23 protein-coding genes are annotated in these 24,562 nt (G+C 65.2%); 14 read left to right on the top strand and 9 right to left on the bottom strand.

The window, feature by feature from the left end; translation table 11 throughout:
• The first annotated feature begins 38 nt into the window (after positions 1-38).
• The 9 genes from ACQR1I_RS22060 to cyoB all read left to right on the top strand — a co-directional run bounded on the left by ACQR1I_RS22060 (position 39) and on the right by cyoB (position 10,110).
• On the top strand, positions 39-344 hold the full coding sequence (locus ACQR1I_RS22060) for a hypothetical protein (protein ID WP_434870990.1): 306 nt from the start codon (positions 39-41) through the stop codon (positions 342-344).
• Positions 345-737: 393 nt separating this feature from the next.
• The gene (locus tag ACQR1I_RS22055; protein WP_434870989.1) at positions 738-1,403 is read left to right on the top strand and encodes a flagellar hook assembly protein FlgD; all 666 of its coding nucleotides are present in this window, start codon (positions 738-740) and stop codon (positions 1,401-1,403) included.
• A 21-nt stretch (positions 1,404-1,424) separates the two neighbouring features.
• Positions 1,425-2,663, top strand: a complete 1,239-nt coding sequence (flgE, locus tag ACQR1I_RS22050) for a flagellar hook protein FlgE (RefSeq protein WP_434870988.1) — start codon at positions 1,425-1,427, stop codon at positions 2,661-2,663.
• Between the two features lie 3 nt (positions 2,664-2,666).
• Positions 2,667-2,936, top strand: coding sequence for a hypothetical protein (locus tag ACQR1I_RS22045; RefSeq protein ID WP_434870987.1), 270 nt, complete (start codon positions 2,667-2,669; stop codon positions 2,934-2,936).
• A 16-nt stretch (positions 2,937-2,952) separates the two neighbouring features.
• Positions 2,953-3,405: a flagellar protein FlgN gene (locus tag ACQR1I_RS22040; protein ID WP_434870986.1), complete on the top strand. Its 453-nt coding sequence runs from the start codon at positions 2,953-2,955 to the stop codon at positions 3,403-3,405.
• Positions 3,406-3,433: 28 nt separating this feature from the next.
• The gene (gene flgK / locus ACQR1I_RS22035) at positions 3,434-5,179 is read left to right on the top strand and encodes a flagellar hook-associated protein FlgK (protein WP_434870985.1); all 1,746 of its coding nucleotides are present in this window, start codon (positions 3,434-3,436) and stop codon (positions 5,177-5,179) included.
• Between the two features lie 15 nt (positions 5,180-5,194).
• A complete protein-coding gene (locus tag ACQR1I_RS22030; RefSeq protein ID WP_434870984.1) occupies positions 5,195-6,103 on the top strand; it encodes a flagellin in 909 nt (302 codons plus the stop codon).
• 221 nt (positions 6,104-6,324) lie between these two features.
• Positions 6,325-8,094 carry an SDR family oxidoreductase gene (locus ACQR1I_RS22025; RefSeq protein ID WP_434870983.1) on the top strand — a complete coding sequence of 590 codons (1,770 nt, stop codon included), beginning with the start codon at positions 6,325-6,327 and terminating at the stop codon, positions 8,092-8,094.
• Between the two features lie 12 nt (positions 8,095-8,106).
• Positions 8,107-10,110 (top strand): cytochrome o ubiquinol oxidase subunit I, encoded by a 2,004-nt coding sequence (cyoB, locus tag ACQR1I_RS22020; RefSeq protein ID WP_434870982.1) that lies wholly within the window; start codon positions 8,107-8,109, stop codon positions 10,108-10,110.
• 55 nt (positions 10,111-10,165) lie between these two features.
• Here the strand turns inward: cyoB and ACQR1I_RS22015 are convergent, their stop codons facing one another.
• The 8 genes from ACQR1I_RS22015 to ACQR1I_RS21980 form a co-directional block, all read right to left on the bottom strand.
• Positions 10,166-10,711, bottom strand: coding sequence for a hypothetical protein (locus ACQR1I_RS22015; RefSeq protein ID WP_434870981.1), 546 nt, complete (start codon positions 10,709-10,711; stop codon positions 10,166-10,168).
• Positions 10,712-10,871: 160 nt separating this feature from the next.
• Positions 10,872-11,282: a BA14K family protein gene (locus ACQR1I_RS22010; protein WP_434870980.1), complete on the bottom strand. Its 411-nt coding sequence runs from the start codon at positions 11,280-11,282 to the stop codon at positions 10,872-10,874.
• Positions 11,283-11,438: 156 nt separating this feature from the next.
• Positions 11,439-11,810, bottom strand: coding sequence for a hypothetical protein (locus ACQR1I_RS22005; RefSeq protein ID WP_434870979.1), 372 nt, complete (start codon positions 11,808-11,810; stop codon positions 11,439-11,441).
• Between the two features lie 124 nt (positions 11,811-11,934).
• Positions 11,935-12,720: an alpha/beta fold hydrolase gene (locus ACQR1I_RS22000; protein ID WP_434870978.1), complete on the bottom strand. Its 786-nt coding sequence runs from the start codon at positions 12,718-12,720 to the stop codon at positions 11,935-11,937.
• A gap of 3 nt (positions 12,721-12,723) precedes the next feature.
• Positions 12,724-14,019 carry an O-acetylhomoserine aminocarboxypropyltransferase gene (locus ACQR1I_RS21995; protein WP_434870977.1) on the bottom strand — a complete coding sequence of 432 codons (1,296 nt, stop codon included), beginning with the start codon at positions 14,017-14,019 and terminating at the stop codon, positions 12,724-12,726.
• Positions 14,020-14,425: 406 nt separating this feature from the next.
• The gene (locus ACQR1I_RS21990) at positions 14,426-15,046 is read right to left on the bottom strand and encodes a nitroreductase family protein (protein ID WP_434870976.1); all 621 of its coding nucleotides are present in this window, start codon (positions 15,044-15,046) and stop codon (positions 14,426-14,428) included.
• Between the two features lie 199 nt (positions 15,047-15,245).
• Positions 15,246-16,244, bottom strand: a complete 999-nt coding sequence (locus tag ACQR1I_RS21985) for an aliphatic sulfonate ABC transporter substrate-binding protein (protein WP_434870975.1) — start codon at positions 16,242-16,244, stop codon at positions 15,246-15,248.
• Positions 16,245-17,312: 1,068 nt separating this feature from the next.
• The gene (locus ACQR1I_RS21980; RefSeq protein WP_434870974.1) at positions 17,313-17,987 is read right to left on the bottom strand and encodes a TetR family transcriptional regulator; all 675 of its coding nucleotides are present in this window, start codon (positions 17,985-17,987) and stop codon (positions 17,313-17,315) included.
• Between the two features lie 92 nt (positions 17,988-18,079).
• On the opposite strand from ACQR1I_RS21980, the gene ACQR1I_RS21975 reads away from it, so the two are divergent.
• Together ACQR1I_RS21975 and ACQR1I_RS21970 are read left to right on the top strand one after the other, a co-directional pair.
• Positions 18,080-18,751 carry an O-methyltransferase gene (locus ACQR1I_RS21975; RefSeq protein ID WP_434870973.1) on the top strand — a complete coding sequence of 224 codons (672 nt, stop codon included), beginning with the start codon at positions 18,080-18,082 and terminating at the stop codon, positions 18,749-18,751.
• 351 nt (positions 18,752-19,102) lie between these two features.
• Positions 19,103-19,750 carry an aspartate/glutamate racemase family protein gene (locus ACQR1I_RS21970; protein ID WP_434870972.1) on the top strand — a complete coding sequence of 216 codons (648 nt, stop codon included), beginning with the start codon at positions 19,103-19,105 and terminating at the stop codon, positions 19,748-19,750.
• A 16-nt stretch (positions 19,751-19,766) separates the two neighbouring features.
• Here the strand turns inward: ACQR1I_RS21970 and ACQR1I_RS21965 are convergent, their stop codons facing one another.
• Complete coding sequence (locus tag ACQR1I_RS21965) at positions 19,767-21,125, bottom strand: LLM class flavin-dependent oxidoreductase (protein WP_434870971.1); 1,359 nt, start codon at positions 21,123-21,125, stop codon at positions 19,767-19,769.
• 186 nt (positions 21,126-21,311) lie between these two features.
• Between ACQR1I_RS21965 and ACQR1I_RS21960 the strand changes: the two genes are divergently transcribed.
• From ACQR1I_RS21960 to ACQR1I_RS21950, 3 genes are all read left to right on the top strand, one after another.
• Complete coding sequence (locus ACQR1I_RS21960; RefSeq protein WP_434870970.1) at positions 21,312-22,976, top strand: tannase/feruloyl esterase family alpha/beta hydrolase; 1,665 nt, start codon at positions 21,312-21,314, stop codon at positions 22,974-22,976.
• A gap of 139 nt (positions 22,977-23,115) precedes the next feature.
• Complete coding sequence (locus tag ACQR1I_RS21955; protein WP_434870969.1) at positions 23,116-23,325, top strand: PRC-barrel domain containing protein; 210 nt, start codon at positions 23,116-23,118, stop codon at positions 23,323-23,325.
• A 212-nt stretch (positions 23,326-23,537) separates the two neighbouring features.
• Positions 23,538-23,762 (top strand): hypothetical protein, encoded by a 225-nt coding sequence (locus ACQR1I_RS21950; RefSeq protein WP_434870968.1) that lies wholly within the window; start codon positions 23,538-23,540, stop codon positions 23,760-23,762.
• The last annotated feature ends 800 nt before the right edge of the window (positions 23,763-24,562 follow it).

The raw sequence follows: 24,562 nt of genomic DNA, 5'->3' as shown, positions 1-24,562 counted from the left end.
ATTGCCGATATCAATTTCGTTCGCCGCCTGAATGCTTTATGACGGTCCCGGACACGCTGGATGAGCGGACGATGGACGTCAGGGAATTCGAGGATCTGGTCGACCGGTTGGGAGAAGACATTTCCCAATGGCCGGCCGGGCAGCGCCAGGCGGCCACTGATCTGCTCGCGTCTTCGCCCGAAGCTCAGAGATTGATCGCGGACGCACGGCTCGTCCGTGATGTGCTGTCGTCGCCTCAGGTCCGCGCGCCGGCCGGCTTGACCGGGCGGATCCTGGCCACAGCGAGTCGCATGGCGGCAGAAGATGCTTCGCCGGCATCTGCGGATGCTCACCAACCCGGCTGAGCCGGCGCCGGACCCCGACCTCTTCTTCGCTGAACGTCCAAGTCGATGATGCCGTCACATCGTGCTACTGGCCGCGCCAGTAGCGCGCAACCCGCCGTGACGCATCCCCGTGCTCGTTCTCTGCTCCCGCGACGGCTGGACCGCTCGAACTCTCCGCGCTGATCATCAGTTCGAAGCCAACGCCGCCAGTTGATCGCTGCGAGGAACGGCGCCTTGCGGGCGGCGAATTTTGCCGCCTCTGCCCAACGATGCGGCGGCAAATTCTGCCGTGGGATCAACTGACTAATTCAACACATCGTGCGCCTGGATTCGGCGCTCCGGCCGTTTGATCAGCAACGCCCCTCGTGAGCGGGTGTAGTTCACCGCGCGAGGCGGTGAAAGCCGGAGTTCGCCATGACTGTTTCCGCGACGACTTCGTCGACCGTATCGACGACATCGACGTCCTCATCCAGCACATCGTCACGCACGACGCTCAGCTCGACCGACTTCCTGAAGCTGCTCGTGAGCGAGCTGCAGAACCAGGATCCGCTCAACGCCACAAGCGTGACCGACTTCATCAACCAGATGACGTCCTATGCAAACTTCACCGAGCAGCAGTCGATCAACACCAGCATGGATTCGCTCGCCGGATCGTTCTCGAGCCTGGTGACGCTGAACTCGGTCAACTACATCGGCCACACCGTCGAGGCGAAGACGGACACCGCCGTTCTCTCCAACGGCTCGGCGACATTCGGCTACTCGCTGTCCTCGGCAGCATCCACCGTCTCGATCTCGATCAAAGACGCCTCCGGAAGCACGGTCTGGACTGGCACCGGCAGCGGCAACAAGGGCTCGAACACCATCACCTGGGACGGCACGGATTCGAGCGGCAACCAGCTCAGTGACGGCGGCCAGTACACGATCTCCGTGACTGCGACGGACGCTGCCGGAAACTCGGTCCTTAACTACACGACGATCACCGGGACAGTCACCGGAATAGACACCTCGACCAGTACCCCCTCGCTCACCGTCGGCGGCGTGCCGGTCAGCGCCAGCAACATCCTCGGCGTCACCTCCTGACGGCATCATTCGGAGTCAATCATGAGTCTCTCTGGAGCCTTGTCATCCGCGATCTCGGCGCTCAATGCGCAGAGCTCCTCGCTCGCGATGATCAGCGATAACATTTCGAACGCCGACACGACCGGATACAAGACGACGTCCGGTCTGTTCGAGCAGCTGGTGACGGCATCGAGCAACTCGAAAGCCTACTCGTCCGGGGGCGTGTCGGTCTCCGGCCGCTCCAACATCACCCAGCAGGGATTGTTGGCCGCCACGACAAACACCACTGACGTCGCCATCCAGGGCTCCGGCTTCTTCGTGGCCACTAATTCCACCTCGGCCGGAGGCGGAACCTTCTATACCCGTAACGGCGCATTCACGACCGACAATGCCGGCTACCTCGAGAACAATGGCTACTATCTCGAAGGCTGGCGCACCGACGCGAGCGGCAACGTTGTTGGCAGCGGTCTGGAGCCGGTCAATACCAAGGTCGCACTGACGAATGGCGGGGCGACCACGAAGACGTCGGTTGCCGCCAACCTTCCGGCCGATGCAGCCAGCGGCGACAGCTTCAGCAGCTCGATGACCGTGTACGATTCCTTGGGGCAATCGCACACGCTCAACGTCACCTGGACCAAAGGGAGCACGGCTAACGAATGGACCGCCGATTTCGCGCCGGCCACGGCGTCGGACGGGACCGTCACCAGCGGCAGCTACACGATCGACTTCAACTCGGATGGATCGCTCAGCACCGTCTCCTCGACGAATCTCGGCATCACGTGGAATAACGGTGCCGCCGCGAGCTCGATCGCACTCGATTTTGGTACGACAGGAGGTGGTACGGACGGTCTCACTCAGCTGTCGTCCGGCAGTTCGACTCCCAGCGTCTCCAACTTCAGCGCCAATTCCGACGGCATTTCGTTCGGGACGTTGAGCAGCATCTCCGTCGGCAAGAACGGCTTGGTCGAGGCCACATACTCCAACGGACAGACGGTCCCGATCTACAAGATCGCAGTCGCGACCTTCGCCGATCCGAACGGCCTGGTGGCGCAGTCCAACGGCATGTACACGTCGACGGCGACCTCCGGGAATGCAGCCCTGCAGGCGTCAGGCGAGAATGGTGCCGGCACCATCTATGGTAGCGAGCTGGAGTCGAGCACGACCGACACCACCGGCCAGTTCAGCAACATGATCTCGGCACAGCAGGCCTATTCCGCGGCCTCCCAGGTCATCTCCGCGGTGAACAAGATGTACGACACTCTGATCTCGTCGATGAGGTGAGGCATGGCCGACCTGAAGAGGGACCGGCCCAGCGAAGGCGAGGCGCTGTTGAAGAAGCTGCGACGGCTGCGGCTGCGCGCCGCGGCGGCCGGACGGGATGACCGTGCGCAGCTCCTGGCGCTGATGGACGATATCGAGACGGTGCGGCGAAAGCTGTTGCGCGAGTGCGCGCAGCTCGAAGCAGAGTTCAAGGTGGCCGCCGTACGCGTGACGGCGCTGAACACCTACGCAAAAGTCGCCCAGACGGGCCGTCGGCCTTTGCGCGGACAATGAGATTGGGAGCGATAGGATGAAACGAGCAATTCAGGGCTGTCAGCCGGCGGCAACCGATGACGAGGTGCGGACGTTGATCACGCTGATCGACGAGCTGATCGCGGTCTTGTCCGAGGAAAATATGGAGCTCGCCAAGGGCCTGCCGGCCTCGCGCTCCAAGCAGCTCGACGACAAGAATCGGCTGGCGGGGCTGTTCGAGCACAGGGTCGCCGAATGCGCCAGGCGGACCGCGAGCCTCGACGTCCGCGACCGTGTCCTGCGCGAACAGCTGATGGAGCACATCCTGACTCTGCGCAGCGCGATGGACGAGAATCTCGTGCGCCTGCGGGCGGCCATCGAGGCGAGCAACCGTCGCATCGAGGCGGTGATGCAGGCCATCCGCGAGCAGATCGCCAACGCGTCGCCCTATGGGGCCAGCGGACGGCGGACCGCGCGAGCAACCTCGTGTGGAACAAACTTCAGCGCGTGATGGCGAGCCGATACCGGGAGTAGGATGAATGTCGCTCGATATTGCACGTCTGGTCGCCTTCACGGGCATCTCCACCACGGAGCTGCAGATCAGCGTGGCGTCGTCGAACATCTCCAACGCCGACACGAAAGGGTACACGCGGAAGACGGCCAACCAGGTCACCAATGTGACCGGCGGTATAGGAACCGGTGTGTCCATCACCGGAATTTCCAGCAATGTCGACAAGCTGCTGCTCAAATCGCTGATCGGTGCGAATTCCGACCTCGGCTCTGCCGATACGACCAACAGCTATCTGGCGCAACTCCAGCAGCTGTTCGGCAGTGCGTCCTCCTCGGGGACATCGACCACCGGGACGTCTCTCGCAAATTCGCTGGCCTCCCTGGAGTCGGCGCTGTCGTCGCTGGCGAACTCGCCGAGCAGCGTGTCGCTGCAATCCGCCGTCATCAGCGCGCTCGACGACTTCGCAAGCCAGCTGCGCAGCACCTCGAGCGGCGTGCAGACGCTGCGCGGCAATGCCGACAAGGAGATCGCGTCGTCGATCCAGAGCGTCAATGACGATCTCAAGCAGATTGCCGACCTGAACCTCGAGATCCGGAAGATGGCCGCCTCCGGCCAGTCGACGGCCGATCTGGAGGACGAGCGCAACTCCGCGCTGCAGGACCTGTCCTCCTACATGAATGTGAGCTACTACTCCGCTTCCAACGGGGATCTCCAGGTCTATACATCGTCGGGCCGCGCTCTCGTCGATAGTTCGGCGCATACGCTCAGCTATACCGCGTCAGTAAATGTCTCGGCCTCGTCGCGTTTCAACGGCATCATGGTGGACGGCGTCGACGTTACCTCGCAGATCAGTTCGGGCAAGATCGGTTCGCTGATCACGTTGCGGGACGACACGCTGCCGGCCGTGCAGACGCAGCTCGATCAACTGGCGTCCCAGCTGAAATCGGCGCTCAACGGCATCACCAACGGCGCTTCGGCGGTGCCACCTCCGACCAGCCTGACCGGATCGGCGACCGTGAGCAGCGCGACGTCCCTGTCGGCAACGGGAACGGTCCGCATCGCGGTCACCGATCAGAGCGGCAATCTCGTCTCTTACGGCGATTTCGACCTCTCGGGTTATTCGAGCGTTGACGACCTCGTGAAGGGTATCAATGCCCGCAACATCGGGATCACGGCCTCGATCGATTCTGGCGGCCATCTTGCGCTGACCTCGACGTCGTCGGACAATGGCGTTGCCATTAACGACATGACCAGCAGCATTGGCGGAACCGGCTTCTCGGCCTATTTCGGCATCAACGACCTGGTGACGGGCACCGGCGCGGCCAACTTCGCCGTCAACAGCAGCATGCTCAGCGGAACCGCGGGCCTGCCGACGGACACCCTCGACAGCTCGGCGACCTTGACGACTGGAACTCAGGTCCTGACGTCGGGCTCGGCGACGATCATCAATGCGCTCTACGACAAGCTGACCGGATCGACCAGCTTCGCGTCGGCCGGAGGCCTGAGTGCCACGACCGGGTCTTTCGCGGACTATGCGGCGGTGATCGTGGCCAATGTGGCCAGCAAGGCCTCCCAGGCGTCGACCAACTACACGGCCAAATCGACCGCACAATCCAGCTATGCCAGTTCGCTGTCGTCGCAGTCCGGCGTCAACATCGATGAGGAGACGGGGCGGCTCAGCGCGCTGCAGAACAAATACGCGGCGGCGTCCCAGTTGATCTCGGTCGTCAACAGCATGTTCTCGTCGCTGCTCAGCGCGGTACAGTCGAACTAGCCGGAAACCCATGCCATGACGATGCGGATCGCGACATTTGCCAATGCCGACCAGATGATCGTGAGCGCGCTGCGGACGCAGGCCACGATGGCCAATCTGCAGGTCCAGGAGGCCTCGGGGCTGAGGTCTGAATATCTCGCCGAGTACGGCGCGGACACCCAGCACGTGGTCAATCTGCAGGTCTCGGTGACACGGGCCCAGTCCTACATCGACTCTGCGACTCTGGCCGACAGCAAGGTGCAGGTCATGTACTCCGCCGTAGGGCAGGTCTCCGACATCGTCACGCAGTTGCGTTCGGCCCTGAGTGCTGCGAGCTCCGGAAGCAGCACCGGAACGGCCTCGGCCATCAGCTCTGCGCAGCAATTGCTGCAGCAGATGGCCGCCATTCTGAACACGCAATATGACGGGCAGCACCTGTTCGGTGGGGCGCGAACGTCGGCAGCGGCGGTCGACACGTCGACCTTCGCCTCTGGAACCGGATCGCTTACGACCGCCGATACGAGCTATTTTCAGGGCGACGGTGAGCTGGCGTCGGTCCGTGTGTCCGATGGCCAATCGGTGACCTATGGCGTGACGGCCGACAATGCCGCCTTCGAGGAGGTGATGCGGGTGCTGAAATTCGTCGCGAACAGCTCGAGCCTGTCGACGACCGACATCACCTCCGCCCTGACACTCGCCGACCAAGCCGTCGATGACGTAGCGACCGTGCAAGCCAAGCTGTCGGACGCCGCCTCGCGGATCGAGAGCGCCAAGTCGCAGCAGACCGACTTCAAGAGCTATGCAGAGAGCCTTGCGACCGACCTGACCAGCGTCGACGTCGCCGCCGTCACCGCCCAGCTGTCGACCTACCAGGCGCAGCTGACGGCTTCCTATACGGCGATTTCCAAAATCCAGAGCCTGAATCTCGCCAGCTACCTGCGCTGACGGCCGGCCGGGAGCCTTCCGCTCTGCGTTGCGCCGGCGCTCGGACCTCCAGACCGGGATCTGGCAGAACTCCCTGGAACGGTCGGGCGGATCGTCCCTGTGCTGGCCCGGTCGGCTGTCCCGCCTGGGCGGCAGCGCAGCGCAATAACCTCGGCGCCGCGGATTGAAACCATGACGCGCTCCGGAGGTTTGTTGACGGGCAACACGTCGGCGGATCGCTCATGACTCAACAGAATCAGCTTCGAAGCTTCGGCCACGGACTGCGCGCGGTTGCGGACAATGTGTGGATCGTCGATGCCGGTCGCATCAGTGCCGCCGGCCTGCCGCTGCCGGTCCGCATGACGGTGATCCGCCTGTCGAGCGGCGATCTGCTGCTGCACTCGCCGACCCGGTATTCTCTTGCGCTGCGCGAGCAATTGGAACAGCTCGGCCCGATCAAATATCTGCTCGCGCCAAACGTGGCGCATTGGATGTTCCTGCCGGACTGGCAGGCGGCGCTGCCCGAGGCACGGCTTTACGCAGCACCAGGGATTGCCGATCGGCAACAGGTCCGCCGCAGCCGGCTGCGCATCGATCGCGAACTGACCGATGTCGCGCCGGACGAGTGGTCCGATGACCTTCAGCTCGTCCTCCTCGCCGCGCCGCTGTTCACCGAGGTCGAGCTGTTCCATAAGCCGAGCCGCACGCTCGTTCTCACCGATCTCGTCCAGAATCTGGCGCCCGAGGGGCTGTCGATGCTGCCGCGTGCAGCCGCGAGCGTTCTCGGGATCACGGCCCCAGATGGCAAGGCGCCGGCCTATCTGCGCCTGCTGCTTCGCTTGGGCGGCCGCGCGGTTCAGCTTGCGGCGGCGCGGCTGATTGCGTTGGCGCCCGAGCGCGTCATCTTTGCGCATGGGCGATGGTTTGAGACCGGCGGCACCACGCAACTGCGCCGCTCCCTCGGCTGGCTGCTGGATGCCTCGCCCGAGGCGAGGCGACTGATCCGGGACTTGAGAGGAACCCGTATCGTCATCACCGGCGCATCCAGCGGCATCGGCCGGGCGACGGCGCTCGCGCTGGCGCGGGAGGGCGCCAGCCTTGTCCTGGCAGCGCGCCGCGAGGATGTGCTGAACGATGTCGCGACGGAGTGCGAGACGCTCGGCGGACGCGCCATTGCGGTTGGAACCGATGTCACCGATGCCGAGGCTGTGAAGCACCTCGCCGACGGCGCCATGCAGACGTTCGGCGGCATCGATGTGTGGATCAACAACGCCGGAACCGGCGTGTTCGGTGCTTATCAGGACGCGGACATCGCGCTTCATCGAAAGACCATCGAGGTCAATCTGCTGGGCACGATGAACGGCGCCTATGCGGCGCTGCCGATCTTCCTGCGGCAGCGGCGTGGAACGCTGATCAACAACATCTCGCTGGGCGGCTGGGCCCCGACGCCGTTCGCGGCCGCCTATACCGCCAGCAAGTTCGGTTTGCGCGGCTTTTCGGCCAGCCTTCGCCAGGAACTCGCGGCTCACAAGGACATCCACGTCTGCAGTGTGTTCCCGGCGATGGTCGACACGCCCGGCTTCGTGCACGGCGCCAACGTGTCCGGTCGCAATCTGGATCCTGGGCCGCTTTTGTATCGTCCCGAGGACGTCGCCGACACCTTCGTCCAATTGATCCATGCGCCGCGCGACGAAGTCGCCGTCGGTTGGCCGGCGCGGCTCGGGCAAATCTCCTACGCGCTGGCCCGCCGTCCGACCGAGCGGCTGGTGAGCACGGCGTTCCGTTTTCTGCTCGCGCGTGCCAAAGGCGCTCCGCGCAGCACGGGGGCCGTGCTGGCGCCGATCACCGCCGGTACCGCCGTTAGCGGCGGCTGGCTCGGGCGCAAGGGGCTGCCGCCGGCAGGACAACTGAGCAAGATCGGCCTGGCCGTCGGCCTCGGCGGGCTTGTGCTCATCATGATCTCCCGCGGGCGCCGACCGCATCGCGCACCGCGGGCACGCGCGCACCGCTGATCCGGAGGCTGCATGCTCGGCAAGCTTACGTGGTCGGCGATCCCGTTCGGCCAGCCCATCCCGCTGGTCGCTGCGGGGATCGTGCTCGTCGCCATCCTCGGCGTCCTGCTCTGGGTGTTCTTGAAGGGCTACCTCCCTTATCTCTGGCGCGAGTGGATCACGAGCGTGGATCACAAGCGCATCGGTGTGATGTACATCCTGCTCGCCTTCGTCATGCTGCTGCGCGGCGGCACCGACGCGATCATGATGCGCCTGCAACAGGCGGTCGCGTTCCACTCCAACGGCTATCTGCCGCCGGAGCATTACAATCAGATCTTCTCCGCGCACGGCACGATCATGATCTTCTTCGTCGCCATGCCGTTCGTGATCGGCCTGATGAATCTCGTGGTGCCGTTGCAGCTGGGCGTGCGCGACGTCGCGTTTCCAACGCTGAACTCCGTCGGGTTCTGGCTGACTGCGACCGGCGCTCTGCTGGTCAACGTCTCGCTGGTGGTCGGCGAGTTCGCCCGCACCGGCTGGTTGCCATTCCCGCCGCTGTCGGAGCTGACCTATTCGCCAGGTGTCGGAGTTGACTATTACATCTGGGCGCTGGAGATCTCCGGGGTCGGGACGCTGGTCAGCGGCATCAACCTGGTCACGACCGTGCTCAAGCTGCGCACCACGGGCATGAGCTATCTGCGCATGCCGATGTTCTGCTGGACCACGCTGGCCTCCAATCTGCTCATCGTCGCGGCGTTCCCGATTCTGACGGCGACACTGACGATGCTGATGCTCGACCGCTATTTCGGCTTTCATTTCTTCACCAATGAGGCCGGCGGCAACATGATGATGTTCATGAACCTGATCTGGGCCTGGGGGCATCCCGAGGTCTACATCCTGGTTCTGCCGGCCTTCGGCATCTATTCGGAGGTGGTCGCGACATTCTCGAGCAAGTCGCTGTTCGGCTATCGCTCCATGGTGCTGGCGACCATGGCGATCTGCGTGGTCTCCTTCATGGTGTGGCTGCACCATTTCTTCACGATGGGCGCAGGGCCGGACGTCAACGCGATTTTCGGCATTGCCAGCATGATCATCGCCGTGCCGACGGGCGTGAAGATCTACAACTGGCTGTTCACGATGTATGGCGGGCGTGTCAGGTTCACGACGCCGATGCTGTGGTCGGTCGGCTTCATGATCACGTTCATGATCGGCGGCTTGACCGGCGTGCTGGTCGCGGTGCCGCCGGCGGACTTCCTGTTGCACAACAGCCTTTTCCTGGTCGCCCATTTCCACAACGTGATCATCGGCGGCGTGCTGTTCGGGGTGTTTGCGGGCGTCACTTACTGGTTTCCCAAGGCGTTCGGCTTTCGTTTGTATGAGAGCTGGGGGAAGGCGGCGTTCTGGTTCACCCTGATCGGCTTCTACGTCACCTTCATGCCGCTCTACGTGGTCGGCCTGCTCGGCATGACCCGGCGCATGCAGCATTACGACGTCGCCGAATGGCGTCCCTGGCTGGCGGCGGCGACTTTCGGCACGGCGCTGCTCGCGATCGGCGTCATCCTCCAGATCCTACAGCTCGTCTTCAGCATCAGGGATCGCGAGCTGCTGCGCGACACGACCGGCGATCCCTGGGACGGCCGCTCGCTGGAATGGGCGACCTCCTCGCCGCCGCCGGTGTTCAACTTTGCGGTGATGCCGAATGTCACAGGGCAGGATGCGTATTGGCGGATCAAGGAAAACGCGAAAGACCAGCAGCTCCACACCAGCGACCATGACTATCGGGACATCGAGCTGCCAAAGAACTCCCCCACCGGTTTCGTCTGCGCGTTCTTCGCGACCCTCATGGGGTTCGCGCTGATCTGGCATATCTGGTGGATGGTCGCGCTTGGCGCAATGGGAGCGTTCGCGACGTTCGTCGCATTTGCGTGGCGCGATCACGACGAGTACGTCATCCCCGCCGCTGAGGTCGCGCGGATCGATCGGGGCATCATCGCGGCGCGGCAGCAGGGGCCGTCGTCTACGGGAGGCGGCACCTGAGGCAATAGGCTTCGGTGCGGGCCGGCAGACCGGCCGCACCGAAGCTCGATCAATCTCACCAGCGGTGATGTGTGCGGATCACGCCGTGGCCGCGGCCGTGTCCGAAATGGCGTCCACCGTGCCAGCCGTGATTATGGCCCCAGCCTGGAGCGCGGTAGTAGCCGTAGCTGTGCCGCCATGGCCGCGGGCCGTACGAGTAGCCGTAGCTGCGATAGACCCGGCGCGGCGCGTAGCTGTAGCCATACCCGCTGTAGTACGGGCGATACGAATAGGCGGGATAGTAGCCGCCGCTATAACCGTAATAGGGCGAGCTGGCGTAGCCATAGCCGCCGTAATAAGGCGAGTAGCCGCCGTAATAGCGGGGTGCTGCGATCGCCGATCCGATCACGGTGCCCGCCAGCAGGCCTGCACCGATTGCGGCGCCGCCGCCCCAGCCGCCATGCCAGCCGCCGTAGCGGACCTGGACGGCGTGCGAGCTCTCAGGGCCGGGCTTCGCGGCCGACGACAACGCCGTGAGCGGCGCGGCGGAGGCGGTTTGCAGTGTTGACAAGGACAAGGCGCCGGCGATCGCGAGCGTCGCTGCGGCTTTGAAGGTGACCATCCTGAGTTCTCCCGTTGCTGTCAGGGTGTTGCTCAAACCGGATGCGTGCAGCTTTGTTGCAGCTGTCGGGCGGACCGATTGTCGCGCATCCTTGGTCTAAGGGAACGACGGTGTTGAGGAGCGGTCGATGCCGGACACCGGCATCGACCACGCGTTGTCGTCATGGGCAGGAGTGCCGGCGGCCGTCACGGCCGAGATAGGTGCCGGAGGCCGGATCGAAAGATCTATAGCGCTGCGCGCAATAGACATCGGACTCGCTGGCCTGGGCGCGGCTGTTGGCGATGGCGCCACCGATAATTGCGCCGGCGGCGAGCCCGCCGAGGACTGCAGCACCGGAGCCGTTGTGGTGATGGCGATAGCCGTACTGATAGCCGTGGCGGCGGCCGAGGCCGGGATGCCAGTCGTGCCCGCCGCGCCAGTGGCGGTACTGAACCTGCTCAACGCCGGCCGCCGGGCCGGTTGGCGTGCTGGCCGGATGGTTCGGCAGCAAAGGTGCGGCGGCGAGGGGTGTTGCCGCGGAGAGTGTCATGGTCCCGAGCGCGGCGACCGTCAAAAGTTTGCGCAGCTGCATCTGCGTGCTCCTTTCTGTTCTTGAGATGTGAGGAGCAACGTTTCGCCGCAATGGCCCGTTCCGGGTCTTGGTGCTGCCCGATCGGTGGCACAAGGTCGCATGAATGTCACAATGTCGCAGCGGCCTCGCAAGGCCGCCGCAACGTGTTTGAAGACGTCAGTGCGGCGGCAGACCGTTGCGCACACCCTTCGTGCTCGGCGAGCCGCCGCCGAAGCTGTTCGACGAGTTACCGGTGGCTGATCCGGTACCCGTGGCGGTCCCCGATCCGTTGCCGACGCTGCCCGAGCCGGAAGCTCCCGTCCCTGCGCCTGTCGTGCCGCCCGCGCCGCCGCTGCCGCCACTGCCCACGCCGCCCGCGCCCATGCCGCCACTGCCAGTGCCGCCACCGGCGCCCGCACCGGCACCGGCTCCTGCGCCACCACCTGCGCCGCCACCTGCACCACCGCCACCGCCCTGAGCCAGGGCTGCGCCGACCGAGCCGGCCGCAATCACCGTTGCCGCGAAAATCGTGAGAATTGTCTTCCGCATTGTTGCGCTCCCTTGAGGTTTCACCAACCACCAATCGAGCGCTTCACGCGACGTTCCTAATTACACCCTGTGGCGACGTCGCACCGTGTCGGCCGGATCCACCAGCGGAACAAGGCTTCATTGCTCAACTAACAATGAGGGCATCGAGCAGCGCGTCCGGACATTCCGCCATCATCGTGTGTCCGGCACCCGGCAGCACGATCGTGCGCGCCTGCGAGATCGCAGCCGCGAGTGCCTTGCCGGCCTTCACCGGGGTCATCATGTCCTTCTCGCCAAGGATCACGCGTGTCGGAACCGCGATCTTCGCCGCTGATGCCAGCGCATCCTGATAGTTGTTGCAGGCGGAGAGGTCGTTGAACAGCACGCCCGCCGCGCAGCGCTCCAATGTCGCCTGGGCGCCGCCATGCATCCACAGCCCCGGCGCGCGGCTGCCGCCGAGCTCGGCGGCAAAACCCAGTCCCCAGATCGAGACCATGTCGATGGCGGCGTGATCATTCGCTTCGGCGGCCTTGAGGAGATCCGGCCCGACCGTCATCGTCGCAGCCGTCCCGATCAGGCTCAGCGCCGAGACGCGATCGGGATGGCGGGCCGCCGCGTCGAGCGCGATCAGCGAGCCCATTGAGTGGCCGATGAGATGCGCCGGCTTGGCGTTCACCGCCTGCAACAGCGCAATGATCCAGTCGGCCATCGCCGCGATGGTCGGCAGAGCAGGGCCTGCGGAGCGGCCGTGGCCGGGCATATCAGGTGCCAGCACGGCAAAGCCGTGATGGGCGAACCAGCGGCTGTGTAGCGCCCAGACCGAATGGTCGAAGCCGGCACCGTGCACGAAAACGACGGCGGGCAGTGAGGGATCGAACGCGCGACCGCCGGTCGCCGCGAACATTTCGCGATCAGCAATGGACAGCTGCATGGCTCACACCTTCTGCGAGGCGCGCAGCGCCTGTCCGAGATCGTCGATGATGTCGCTGGCCGCCTCGATGCCGACCGACAGCCGGATCAGCTCCTCGCCGATGCCGGCGGCCGCGAGCTGGGCGGCGTCCATCTGCTGATGCGTGGTCGACGCCGGATGAATCACCAGCGTCTTGGCGTCGCCGACATTGGCGAGATGGCTGATCAGCTTCAGGCTCTCGATGAACTTGCGCCCGGCGGGCCGGCCGCCCTTGATTCCGAATGAAACGATCGAGCCGGCGCCCCTGGGCAGCAACTCCCTGGCAAGCGCGTGGTCCGGATGGCTCTCGAGTGAGGGATGCAGCACCCAGTCGACCGCCTTGTTGGTCGTGAGCGCGGCGAGCACCGCGCTGGTGTTCGCGACATGGCGCTCCATCCGCAGGTGCAGCGTCTCGACGCCCTGCAGCAGATGGAATGCATTGGTCGGCGACAGGCAGGCGCCGAAATCGCGCAGGCCTTCGGTGCGCGCGCGCATGATGAAGGCCGCGGTGCCGAACTGCTCGTCGAAGACGATGCCGTGATAGCCGGCATAGGGTTCGGTCAGCTGCGGGAATTTGCTGGACGCGCGCCAGTCGAACCTGCCGCCATCGACGATGACGCCGCCGATCGCGATGCCATGGCCGCCGAGCCATTTGGTCGCGGAGTGCATCACGATATCGGCGCCTTGCGCGATCGGCTGGCTGAGATAGGGCGTGGCGAAGGTGTTGTCGATCAAGAGCGGCACGCCGGCGTCATGCGCGATCGCGGACACCCTGGGGATGTCGAGCACTTCGAGGCCGGGATTGCCCAGCGTCTCGCCGATCACGAGCCGCGTGTTCGGTCGGATCGCCGCGCCAAAGCCATCGAGGTCGCGCGGCCTGACGAAGCTCGTATTGATGCCGAAGCGCGGCAGCGTATGCGCCAGCAGGTTGATGGTGCCGCCATAAAGTGACGACGAAGCGACGATGTGATCGCCGGCGTTGAGCAGGGTGGCGATGGCCAGATGCAGCGCCGCCTGTCCGCTGGCGGTGCAGACCGCGCCGACGCCGCCTTCCAGCGCCGCCAGCCGCTCTTCAAGCACTGCTGTCGTCGGGTTGGAGATGCGGGTGTAGATATGGCCGGCGCGCTCGAGGTTGAACAAAGCGGCCGCGTGCTCGGTGTCGTCGAATACGTAGGACGTGGTCTGGTAGATCGGCACCGCGCGGGCGCCGGTCGCGGGATCCGGATGCTGGCCCGCATGCAGGCTCAGGGTCTCGAAGGCAGGCGGTTTCGGCGGCGGCATGCGGATCAACTCCCCTCGGGCAGGTCGCACCTTCTGCCATAGATTTCAGCGGACGTCAGGACCTGCGAATCCCGCGTTCCGGTCGGTGGCCTCATGGTTCTCAAGGCGATGCGATAGCATCGCCTGAACGCGCCGCAAAGCGGCGCTCCTCACCATGAGGGGCGAGAGTTTGCCACGTAGGGAAGCGGAGCTCGTGGGCAAGTATCTCTTCCCAACGTCCTCCCATCGTCCCTTGCTCGGCGCATGTCGCTTTAGCTGTCTCGCCGCACATTCCGTCCTCATCCCGAGAAGCCCGCAAGAGGCGGGCGTCTCGAAGGATGGCCGCGAGCACAGATCCATCTCCGTGTTGTCGAGATCGATCGCTAAGGGGGCGGCGCCACACGCCGCCCCCGAACACGTCCATTCGTCAGCCGCCGAAGCTCTTCGGGAACAGGCCCGATGCTGCGATCTCGGCAATCGCGAGGCGAGCGCTCGGCTTCTCGCGCTCCTTCAGCATGGCCGGAAGCTTCTCGCCGTCGCCCTTGCGGCCGACCGCGATCGCGATTTCCACGGCGAAGCCATCGGGCACGCCCAGCGCAGTCTGCGCTGCGGCGACGTCGAAGCCGCTCATGCCGTGGGTGGCCCAGCCGGACACAGCGGCCTGGTTGGCGAAGTTGGCCCAGGCGGCGCCGGCGTCGAAAGAATGCGTGCGGGTCGGCGCCGGCTCGGTCTTGCCGGCCGGAATGAAGGTCTTCTTCGACACCACGTAGACCAGCGCAGCCGCATGCTGGGCCCAGCCGCGGTTGAACTCGATCAGCGGCGCCAGGAAGGTGTCGAACTCGGCCGAGCCGCGCAGCGCGTAGAGAAAGCGCCAGGGCTGCGAATTATAGGAGGAGGGCGCCCAGCGCGCCGCCTCGATGAAGGTCAGAAGCGCGCTCTCGGGCAGCGCCTCGTCGGTGAAGCCGCGCGGCGACCAGCGGTCGACGAAGATGCGATGCGCGGGGTGCTCGGTGCTGCGGTCGGTCGGCGGCGGAAGATGGGCAGTCAAGGTGGTCTCCTTCGTTCGGTCCGTGTGGTCCGGCCCGGTCATAAAGCATTCGGCGGCTATCGCTGAAAGCAAAAGCTTAGCTTACGTGATCACCTCTCCCCAGCGGGCAGGGCAATGGTACGTGGCAGCCGCCTGCAGCAAGCGGCCCGGTCTCCACCGCCCTTCGAGACGCCCGCCTCCGGGCGACGGGTCATCTGGCTCACGGCGCCTTCGGTGTCCAGATCGCCAATGCCGACGTGTCCACCTTCACCGGCAGAACGTGCTCGGCGAGAAAAGCATCGGCGATCTTCTGCTGCTCCGACAGGCCTGCGGCGGTGACCGCGCCGACCTGGTAGGAGCGGTGGCTGTTGGCTTCCTCGACGGTTGCGTCATCGATGCCCCAGAGCGCCGCGAGCTGACTCGCGGCTGCCGCCGGGTTCGTCTTCACCCATTTGCCGGTGTCGACGAGCTTGCCATAGATGACGTTGAGCGCGTCGCCGTGCTTCGCGGCGTAATCGGCCGACGCGAGGTAGTAGCGCTTGTAGTTGGCCAGCCCATCGCGGCCGTCAGTGAGCACGCGCGCGCCCGACTGCCGGATCGTGCTGGTCAGGAACGGATCCCACGCCACCCAGGCATCGACATTGTTGCTGACGAAGGCGGTGCGGCCGTCGGCGGGTGGCAGATAGGCCGGGGTGATGTCCTTGAAGGTGAGGCCGGCCTTGGCGAGCGCTGATAGCAGCAGATAGTGGCTGCCGGCGCCCTTGGTCACCGCGATCTTCTTGCCCTTCAGATCGGCCAGCGATTTCGTCGGCGAGGCCGTCGCCACCAGGATCGCCTGCGCCGAGGGCGAGGCAGCTTCCTCCGCGACATAGGCCAGCTTGGCGCCGGCGGCCTGCGCGAACACCGGGACGGTGTCGGCGACGTCGGCGCCGACATCGATGCTGCCGATATTGATCGCTTCGAGGAGGGGGAGACCACTGGAGAATTCGTGCCAGCTGATCTTGATGTCCAGCGGCGCGAGCGCCTTCTCCAGCTCGCCATTGGCCTTGAGCAGCGCGATCAGGGTCGAGGATTTCTGATAGCCGATGCGCAGCGTTTCTGCCGCGTCGGCCGCGGGGGCGGCGAGCGAGCCGAGTAGACCGATGGCCAACGCCATCAGGCTGCGGCGAGCCAGATCAAAGTGGCGGGCGGGACGATGTGGACCGCTGAAAGGTGTCATCTGGCAAATCTCCTGAGGGCGAATGCATGCAAGGCTCGTGAGATCATTCGCAGGATCGCTGTCCCTGGGCAATTTTGCAGATCGGTCGGGATGGGGATCAATCTTCTCCGCTCCACGTTGTTGGGAGAAATCCGTTCCTTCTCGAACGAGGCGCAATCAGACAGCCGTCCATGAACTCGCGACGTGCCAGGCGCCCGAGATGTCTCTGCCGTTCGTCCCTCCTTGGGAGAGGGCACAGGGAAGGCCGGGCATCGACTGACACCCATGGCCCGCCTGCAGAAAAAAATGCAGGCGGCAGGAACCACAGGTTCAGCCGGACATCCGGCCCTCCCTGCGCAACGGGCTTACGGCTTATACGCGATCTCCCCGGTGCGCCGTGCTTTCTGGCCACCGTCGTCGGCAGGATACCCCCTCGGCATCCCGCCCACTTGATACTAGCGTCGGAGTATCAGGACCACGCGACTTCGCCGTCCGGCTCCCATCGTTCGTCGGCATGCTTGACGCACGCTGCGACGAGACCCGGCCATCGCATCCCACCCGACGCTTCGTGACGTTCGCGAAACGCCCCTCTCGATCGGGCGGGACAGCGGGATACCATCATGAATTCTGAAAATAAGAAACATGAATATTTTTCGTGGAGGGACTGGACAGGCAAATCAGCGTTGAGAATGCGGGAGAATTTAGCTTTCTGGCGCAGGCGAGGACGCGTGATTCTAACCTCTACAGGCAGGGCTGTCGCGTACGCAGATTGGAGTTTTGCGTTCGTCTGTCTCCACATCGTCATGGCCGGGCTTGTCCCGGCCATCCACGTCGTTCAGCATCCTGAGAACGGCGTGGATGCCCGGGACAAGCCCGGGCATGACGGAGCAACTAGCTGGCAGGTTTGCTTATCGCGAGAGCCCGACATCGACATATGCGATAGCACTGCCGTCTGCGGGGGGAGGTCGGACTACATCAAAGATGTGATCCGATTGATGGTGGTGTCACGGGTCCTTATAGGAACTACTCGTGCGGCTGCCCCTCGCCCCGACCCTCTCCCCGTGAAGAACGGGGAGAGGGAGTGCACCGTCATCGCGGTGAGACGCGCGAGGACGTTCCAGCGCGATGTCGTTGCCGCGCGCCGGCCCTCTCCAGATATGCGCAGAACATGTCCGCCATCGCATCGGCATAGGCCGCAATCTCCGCGCGGCTGCGCGGCGTGTCGGAGAAGTGTTTGCCGACCTGGCTCAGCGTCGTCTTGATCAGGTCGGCGGCCCGCGCGCGCTCGGAGTCGGCCGCGTTGGGCAGCGCCTCGCGGATGAAGGCCAGCATGGCGCGGCGGCTGCGCGCCTGGGCCTGCTTCGATTCCGGCGCATCGCGGTAGAGCGGGGCGGCGTCGTCGAGGGCGCCGCGGACCCCGGCCTCGTCGCATTCCGATTGCAGGAAGGCGTGGACGAGCGCGCGGAGGCGCAGCAGCGGCGGACGGCCCTTGTCGTCCAGGATGCCGTGCAGCAGGTCCGTGGTCTGCTGCCACTCGTCGCTCTGCAGCCGGAACAGGATGGCGGCCTTGTTCGGGAAGTACTGATAGAGCGAGCCGATGCTGACACCCGCCTTCTCGGCGACGCGCGCGGTGGTGAAGCGCTGCGCGCCCTCCGTCCTCAAAACCTGAACAGCCGCCTGTAGAATGGCCGCGACGAGGTCGGTCGAGCGCGCCTGTTGCGGCTGTTTTCGCGCGGAAATCGAGGCTTTACGAGCTGACGCCATGGCGTGGTCCGGAATGCGATTAGCGAATGCGACTGATTATTCGTATTTTGACCGGGACGCAAACGACATCCCTCGAGACACGGAGAAACTCCATGATCACTCTCACATCCCAACCGATCGCATCGCTGCTGGATCGCCTCCTGGCTCAGGCCGCGCTGCTGCGACCGGAAACGAGTCCGGCCTTCGCCGGCATGCAGCAACGCGGCGAAGAGCTGATGCGCAGCAAGTCCGGCCATGTCGAGCTCTACACGCAGCTCAAGGACTTTCCCCTGCCGGTGTCGCGCGATACCGGCCTGCTGCTCTACATGCTGGTGCGCAGCTTCCGGGCACGATCGATCGTCGAGTTCGGCACCTCGTTCGGCATCTCGACGCTGTTTCTGGCAGCGGCGTTGCGCGACAATGGCGGCGGCCGGTTGATCACCACCGAGTTCGAGTCGTCCAAGGTCGCTCGTGCGCGCAAGCATCTGGCCGAAGGTGGCCTGCTCGATCTCGTCGAGATCCGCGAAGGTGATGCGCTGCAGACGCTCGGTCGCGATCTTCCCGAGACGATCAATCTCGTGCTGCTCGATGGCGCCAAGCCGCTGTATGGCGACGTCCTGGCGCTGCTGGAGAGCCGGCTCAGTGCGGGCGCGTTCATCGTGGCCGACAATGCGGACTATTGTCCGGATTATCTCGCTCATGTCCGCTCTCCGGCGAACGGCTATCTCTCGGTGCCGTTCGGCGACGAGGTCGAGCTGTCGATGCGGATTGGACCACTCCCGTAGCCTGCATGAGCGCAGCGACATGCGGGGTCAGCACCGGCGTATGCGAGGCCGCGTTGCCTCCTTACAGCTGCGCAATACAACGCCCTCTCCCCTTGTGGGAGAGGGCATCGCCGGCCGATCCTCGAACTCGCTCGGGTGAGGGGTCTCTATCCGCGAGCGCGGTCTGGGGAGGCATACCCCTCACCCAACCGAGCTTGCTGAACTATCCGACATGCCCTCTCCCACAAGGGGCGAGGGCGCAATCACGGCCACCGCATGCGCTGCGAGATAGAACGCTGCTGTTGACAACGTTGTTGACGTGCGGGCCGCGATTGGCCACGAGGAGAGCTCCCACACCGAGCGCCGCGACCCATGCCTCGCATCCTCCTGATCAATCCCAACAGCTCGGCGGAGACCACCGCGATGATGGTCTCGATTGCCGCGGCCTGCTGTGCAGGGCGGGCTGAAGTGATCGGCGCGACTGCGGCGCGGGCACCGGCCATGATCACCGATGGCGCCGCGCTTGCGGCGTCGGCCGCGGAGGTCATCGAGATCGGGCGCGCTCATCTGGGCCATTGCGACGGCATCATCGTCGCCGCGTTCGGCGATCCCGGTGCCGCCGAGCTTCGCAGTGGTGGTCCGCTGCCGGTGGTGGGAATCGGCGAGGCGTCGATGCGCGAGGCCGGGGCAGGCGGGCGCCGCTTCGGCGTCGCCACGGTGACGCCGGCGCTGGTTTCGAGCATCGCGGATGCCGCAGACAGGCTGGGTCTGTCGGCGCAGTTCACGGGGACGCGCCTCACGCCGGGTGATCCGACCGTGCTCGCGGCCGATCCGGCGCGTCTCGCCACGGCGCTCGCGGAGGCCGTGCGCGGCTGCATCGCGGACGGCGCAGATGCCGTCATCATCGGCGGCGGGCCGCTGGCGCAGGCGGCCGATCAGCTGCAGCCGCAATTCGCCGTACCCATCATCAAGCCGATCGCGGCGGCGGTCTCGCAAATGCTGCAGCTGTTGTCCGCGTGAGCGGCGCGCGCCGGGCCTACGGCCGGTAGCTCGCCGCCGGATGCGGCGCGGCGAGCCGCGCGCGGCCGAACATTTTTTCGCGCAACGTGCCCGGTTGATACGCCTTCTTGTAGCGGCCGCGCCTGGTCAGCTCCGGCACCAGCATGTCGGCGACATCGGCAAAACTCTCCGGCGACAGCGCAAACGCAAGGTTGAGACCGTCGACGCCGGTCTGCTCGATCCAGCTTTCGATGAGATCGGCGACCTTGGCCGGCGAGCCGACGAACACCGGGCCGATGCCGCCGATGCCGATGTGCTCGGCGACCTCGCGCACGGTCCAGACCCGGTCCGGATCGGCGCGGGTGACGTTGTCCATTGCGCTTCGGCCGGCATCGTTGAGCACGTGGCGGACCTGCTGGTCGAGCTCATAGGTCGAGAAGTCGACGCCGGTCCAGCCGGACATCAAGGTCAGCGACGCCTCGTGGTCGATGTAGCGGCGATAGTCGGCGAATTTTGCTTCCGCCGCCGCATCGGTCTCGCCGAGCACGACGGTGGCGATGCTGAAGATGACGATGTCGGTGCCTGCGCGCCCGGCCTCGACCGCGGCCTGTCGGATCGCGGCGACGCGTGGCGCGATGATCTTGGCCGACGGGCCGGACATGAACACGCATTCGGCATGGCGGCCGGCGAACACGCGGCCGCGCGGCGAGGTGCCGGCCTGGTACAGCACCGGCGTCCGCTGCGGCGACGGCTCGGACAGATGGATGGCGTCGAGCTGGTAGTTCTCGCCCTGATGGACGACGCGATGAACCTTCGCCGGATCGGTGAAGATGCCGCTGGCGCGGTCGCGCTGGACGGCGTCGTCCTCCCAACTGCCTTCCCACAGCTTGTAGACGACCTCCATGTACTCGTCGGCGACGTCGTAACGGTCGTCATGCGCGGTCTGGCGCTCTTTCCCCATGCCGCGCGCGGCGCTGTCGAGATAGCCGGTGACGATGTTCCAGCCGATGCGGCCCTCGGTGAGATGGTCGAGCGTCGACATCCGCCTGGCGAACGGGTAGGGCGGCTCGTAGGACAGCGTGCAGGTCACGCCGAAGCCGAGGTGATCGGTGACCGCGGCCATCGCCGAGATCAGCATCATCGGATCATTGACCGGCACCTGGATCGCGTGGCGCAGCGCCGCGTCGGGGGTGCCGCCATAGACGTCATAGACGCCGAGCACGTCGGCGAGGAACATGCCATCGAAGCGGCCGCGCTCCAGCGTCTTCGCCAGGTCGAGCCAATAGGGCAGGCGGTTATAGTCGGAGGAGCGGTCACGCGGATGCCGCCATAGCCCGGGCGACTGGTGCCCGACGCAGTTCATCGCAAACGCATTCAACTTGATATCCGCAGCCATGATGTCCCTCGACGCCTTCCGTAACCGCACCAGATGGCACGCTTCGGCCGGCGTTTTCAATTGCGTCGGTGCGCACGGCCGCTTGCGAGCCGCGCAGGCTTGGCTATGGTTCGACGTGATGAGCGCGCCGCAAGGCAATGACGGCGCGAGCCAGGCTCAAGGGCCGCGTTGGGGAGGAATAGATTGATGCAGATCCGGGTGACGGCACTGGCCGCGTTGTTGCTGAGCTCGTCGGCCATGGCATCCGCGCATGCCGAGGATTTCAAGGCGAGCTGTGCCGCGCTGGCGCAGGGCTTTTCCGGCAGTGGCCGCATCGTCACATCTGAATTCGTCGCCGCCGGCGGCGTGCAGCTGGCGCCGCCCGCGCCCGCCGGCGTGACGAGCCCGGCGCCGGACCATTGCCTGATCCGCGGCAAGATCAACGAGCGCACCGGCATCGACGGCAAGCCATATGCCATCGGTTACGAGCTGCGATTGCCCGCGACGTGGAATGGCAAGTTCGTCTTCCAGGGCGGCGGCGGCGTCGACGGCGTGCTGCGCCCGGCGCTCGGCCTGGTGACCGGCGCAACGCCGCCGAATGCCCTGTCCAACGGTTATGCCGCGGCCTCGACCGATTCCGGCCATCTCGAGGAGCCCGGTCCGCTCGGGCCGTACCAGTTCGGGCTCGATCCGCAGGCGCGGCGCGACAAGGGCTACAGCTCGATCCCGCCGGTGGCCGCGGCCGCGAAGGGCGCGACCGAGAAGCTGTACGGCAATACGCCCCGGCGCTCCTATTTCGCCGGCTGTTCGAACGGCGGCCGCCAGGCGATGGCGGTGACGCAACGCTTTCCCGAGCTGTTCGACGGCGTCATCTCCGGTGCGCCGGCCTATCGCGTGCCGCTCGCCGGCATCGACGTGATCGTGCAGGAGCAGGCGCTGCTGGCGATCGCGCCGCCCGGGCCGGACGGCAAGGCCGATGTCGGCAGCGCGCTGACCGATGACGACCTGAAGCTGGTGGCTGATGGCGTGACCGCCGCGTGCGACGGCGCCGACGGCGCCAAGGATGGCATGGTGCAGGACGTCATGGCCTGCCGGTTTGATCCGGCGGTGCTCGCCTGCAAGGATGGCGAGAGTGCGCAGTGCCTGTCCGCGCCCAAGCTGAAGGCCATCAAGCTGATGTTCGACGGCAGCCGCAATGCGATGGGCGGGCTGATCTATTCGCGCTGGCCCTATGACCCCGGCCTCGCCTCGCCGGGCTGGCGCGCGTGGAAGCTCGGTACGCCCAAATCCAGCCCGCCGAATGCGCGCAACCTGACGCTGATCGCCGGCGGCGTGCCGTATGATTTCATGAGCCCGCCGGAGACGCCGACCGATCTGGTCGCCTGGGTGCGCAATTTCGACATCGACCGCGACGTGCCCAAGGTGATGAAGGGCGCCGGCGGCTTCGATGCCGGGATGGAATATGAGGCGGCGACCTCGACCGATCTCGACAAGTTCAAGTCGAAGGGCGGCAAGATGCTGTTCTACCACGGCACCGCCGATCCGATCTTCTCGGCGCTCGATACGGTCGACTATGTCGACCAGCTGAAGAAGAAATACAGCGACGCTGACGGCTTCGCGCGGCTGTTCCTGGTTCCCGGCATGAACCATTGCGGCGGTGGACCTGCGACCGACCAGTTCGACGCGCTGAGCGCGCTGGATGCCTGGGTGGAGGGCAAGGCCGCGGCGCCGGAAACGATCCGCGCCACTGCGCGGAAGGCGCCCGACGTGCCCTGGCCGGGCCGCACGCGCGATCTGTGCGCGTTCCCGAAAGTGCTGACCTACAAGGGCAGCGGCAATCTCGAGGATGCGGCCAGTTTTGAGTGCCGCTGACCGGATCGTGCACGCCATCGCAACGGCGTGCACGATCGCTTGAGGGTGGTTGACGCAGACCGGCGCAGCCCTGATCTATCGGCCAGCGCCGGCCTGTCCTCCGCAGTGTTGCGGCTTCCCATCAGTCCCACCGTTCCCCATGGTTGCCGTCAAGACGCGAGCCTTCACCATCCTGTACGAGTTCGAGCATGCTCAGACGGAGCTGATCGGGAAGTGCGTCGCCTTGAGCGACGGCAAGGCGGGAACCGTGGAGCAGGTCCATCTCGACGAGTTGCACGGCCTGCGCATCACGATCACGGGCCATGACGGCCGCTGGCCGGTGTCGACCATCAAGTTCGCGCAGCGCTGAGCGCCGGGACGACTTCGGAAGTTTGGATTGTTTCGATCAACGACGGAGTGATGGCGCGCTCGCATCGTGCGATGCGGCGAGCCGTTCCGCATTCAGGGCCGCCAAACATGCGCACCCGTATCAATTGATACAGCCGGAAGGCACTGCTGCGGCTAGCATCGACGCTCGCGGCGCGGCCATAGGCGCCGAGATGAAACCGGATCCAACCTCGCATGGAAGAAAGCCAGAAGAAACGGCGCCGGCGCGTCAAGCAGACCATGACGCTGGCAGAGCGGTTGCTCCAAGCGGCGCGTGAGGCGCGCGACATCGCGAAACGTCTGCCGCCAGGCATCGAGCAGGCGAGGCATTTGCGCCGCGCCCGCGAGGCCGAGGCCATCGTGGAGCTCGATCGCTTCCTGACCGCGCCGGCACGCAACACGTCGCCGCGACCGCGCTAGCTGGCGCGTATCGGAAGAGCAGGGTGACTGCATCGGGCCGGCAATCCTCCTGAGCTTGTGGCAACAGGGCTGACCAATCCGCGAGAGCAGGTGCTCGGCGTCGCCGCAGGCCAGCAGGACGCGCACGGAAATACCATCTGTCACTCGGCGATCCCGGACGCGCCGGATGGCGTCATCGCAAGACCCACATCGAGACGCATCTGACGACAGCCGAGCGCGGCTTTGCGGTGGCCGAGCATGTGTGCAATGCCGCGAGTGGCGACCTCGGGCTCGGCGGTCCGCTGGATCCTTGCGGAAGATCTCGTCCGCATGTGCATCCGCGCTCGTGTCGTTCGCTGTTGCAACCTCGGACGAGCAATTTCTGACGCTGCGCGCGGCATCCGTTCCAAAATGGAACGGAAACGGCGTGTGACGGGGCAGAGCGCGGGATGCGACAGCGCTATCCACAATTCTGCACAGCCGTCGCAAAAAGTTCTTGCACGGGATGCGGCGCCGCACTATCTCACCACCACGCCAGCCGGACATCACTGATGACTGAGGCGCCCGACTTTCGGGCCTGATGTTGTTTTTTCTGCTGACTGGCTCTTGAGTTTTTCTTCAAAAAAAAGCTCTTGACGGTCTCCAAAAATCAGCTATTTGAAGCGCCCCGGCAACGGGGACTTCGACGGTGAAAGAGACCAGAGAAGTTGATGTACTAAGTAGTTCGAGGCGAACTAATTAGTACGGGCTGTTTGACAAGTGAAGATGAAGAAAGAGAAACGTGGACGGCGGAGTCCTTGCGGGTCTCGGGATTGAGGGCT

The sequence above is a fragment of the Bradyrhizobium sp. HKCCYLS2038 genome, assembly GCF_051167655.1.
In the GTDB taxonomy this organism is placed as follows: domain Bacteria; phylum Pseudomonadota; class Alphaproteobacteria; order Rhizobiales; family Xanthobacteraceae; genus Bradyrhizobium.
Note: the sequence above shows the minus strand (reverse complement) of the source record. Positions and strands in the feature narration are given on the sequence as shown.

Coding starts and splice junctions, on each gene's coding strand:
- ACQR1I_RS22060 (WP_434870990.1), top strand. CDS start 39: ATGACGGTCCCGGACACGCTGGATGAGCGGACGATGGACGTCAGGGAA.
- ACQR1I_RS22055 (WP_434870989.1), top strand. CDS start 738: ATGACTGTTTCCGCGACGACTTCGTCGACCGTATCGACGACATCGACG.
- flgE (WP_434870988.1), top strand. CDS start 1,425: ATGAGTCTCTCTGGAGCCTTGTCATCCGCGATCTCGGCGCTCAATGCG.
- ACQR1I_RS22045 (WP_434870987.1), top strand. CDS start 2,667: ATGGCCGACCTGAAGAGGGACCGGCCCAGCGAAGGCGAGGCGCTGTTG.
- ACQR1I_RS22040 (WP_434870986.1), top strand. CDS start 2,953: ATGAAACGAGCAATTCAGGGCTGTCAGCCGGCGGCAACCGATGACGAG.
- flgK (WP_434870985.1), top strand. CDS start 3,434: ATGTCGCTCGATATTGCACGTCTGGTCGCCTTCACGGGCATCTCCACC.
- ACQR1I_RS22030 (WP_434870984.1), top strand. CDS start 5,195: ATGACGATGCGGATCGCGACATTTGCCAATGCCGACCAGATGATCGTG.
- ACQR1I_RS22025 (WP_434870983.1), top strand. CDS start 6,325: ATGACTCAACAGAATCAGCTTCGAAGCTTCGGCCACGGACTGCGCGCG.
- cyoB (WP_434870982.1), top strand. CDS start 8,107: ATGCTCGGCAAGCTTACGTGGTCGGCGATCCCGTTCGGCCAGCCCATC.
- ACQR1I_RS22015 (WP_434870981.1), bottom strand. CDS start 10,711: ATGGTCACCTTCAAAGCCGCAGCGACGCTCGCGATCGCCGGCGCCTTG.
- ACQR1I_RS22010 (WP_434870980.1), bottom strand. CDS start 11,282: ATGCAGCTGCGCAAACTTTTGACGGTCGCCGCGCTCGGGACCATGACA.
- ACQR1I_RS22005 (WP_434870979.1), bottom strand. CDS start 11,810: ATGCGGAAGACAATTCTCACGATTTTCGCGGCAACGGTGATTGCGGCC.
- ACQR1I_RS22000 (WP_434870978.1), bottom strand. CDS start 12,720: ATGCAGCTGTCCATTGCTGATCGCGAAATGTTCGCGGCGACCGGCGGT.
- ACQR1I_RS21995 (WP_434870977.1), bottom strand. CDS start 14,019: ATGCCGCCGCCGAAACCGCCTGCCTTCGAGACCCTGAGCCTGCATGCG.
- ACQR1I_RS21985 (WP_434870975.1), bottom strand. CDS start 16,244: ATGACACCTTTCAGCGGTCCACATCGTCCCGCCCGCCACTTTGATCTG.
- ACQR1I_RS21980 (WP_434870974.1), bottom strand. CDS start 17,987: ATGGCGTCAGCTCGTAAAGCCTCGATTTCCGCGCGAAAACAGCCGCAA.
- ACQR1I_RS21975 (WP_434870973.1), top strand. CDS start 18,080: ATGATCACTCTCACATCCCAACCGATCGCATCGCTGCTGGATCGCCTC.
- ACQR1I_RS21970 (WP_434870972.1), top strand. CDS start 19,103: ATGCCTCGCATCCTCCTGATCAATCCCAACAGCTCGGCGGAGACCACC.
- ACQR1I_RS21965 (WP_434870971.1), bottom strand. CDS start 21,125: ATGGCTGCGGATATCAAGTTGAATGCGTTTGCGATGAACTGCGTCGGG.
- ACQR1I_RS21960 (WP_434870970.1), top strand. CDS start 21,312: ATGCAGATCCGGGTGACGGCACTGGCCGCGTTGTTGCTGAGCTCGTCG.
- ACQR1I_RS21955 (WP_434870969.1), top strand. CDS start 23,116: ATGGTTGCCGTCAAGACGCGAGCCTTCACCATCCTGTACGAGTTCGAG.
- ACQR1I_RS21950 (WP_434870968.1), top strand. CDS start 23,538: ATGGAAGAAAGCCAGAAGAAACGGCGCCGGCGCGTCAAGCAGACCATG.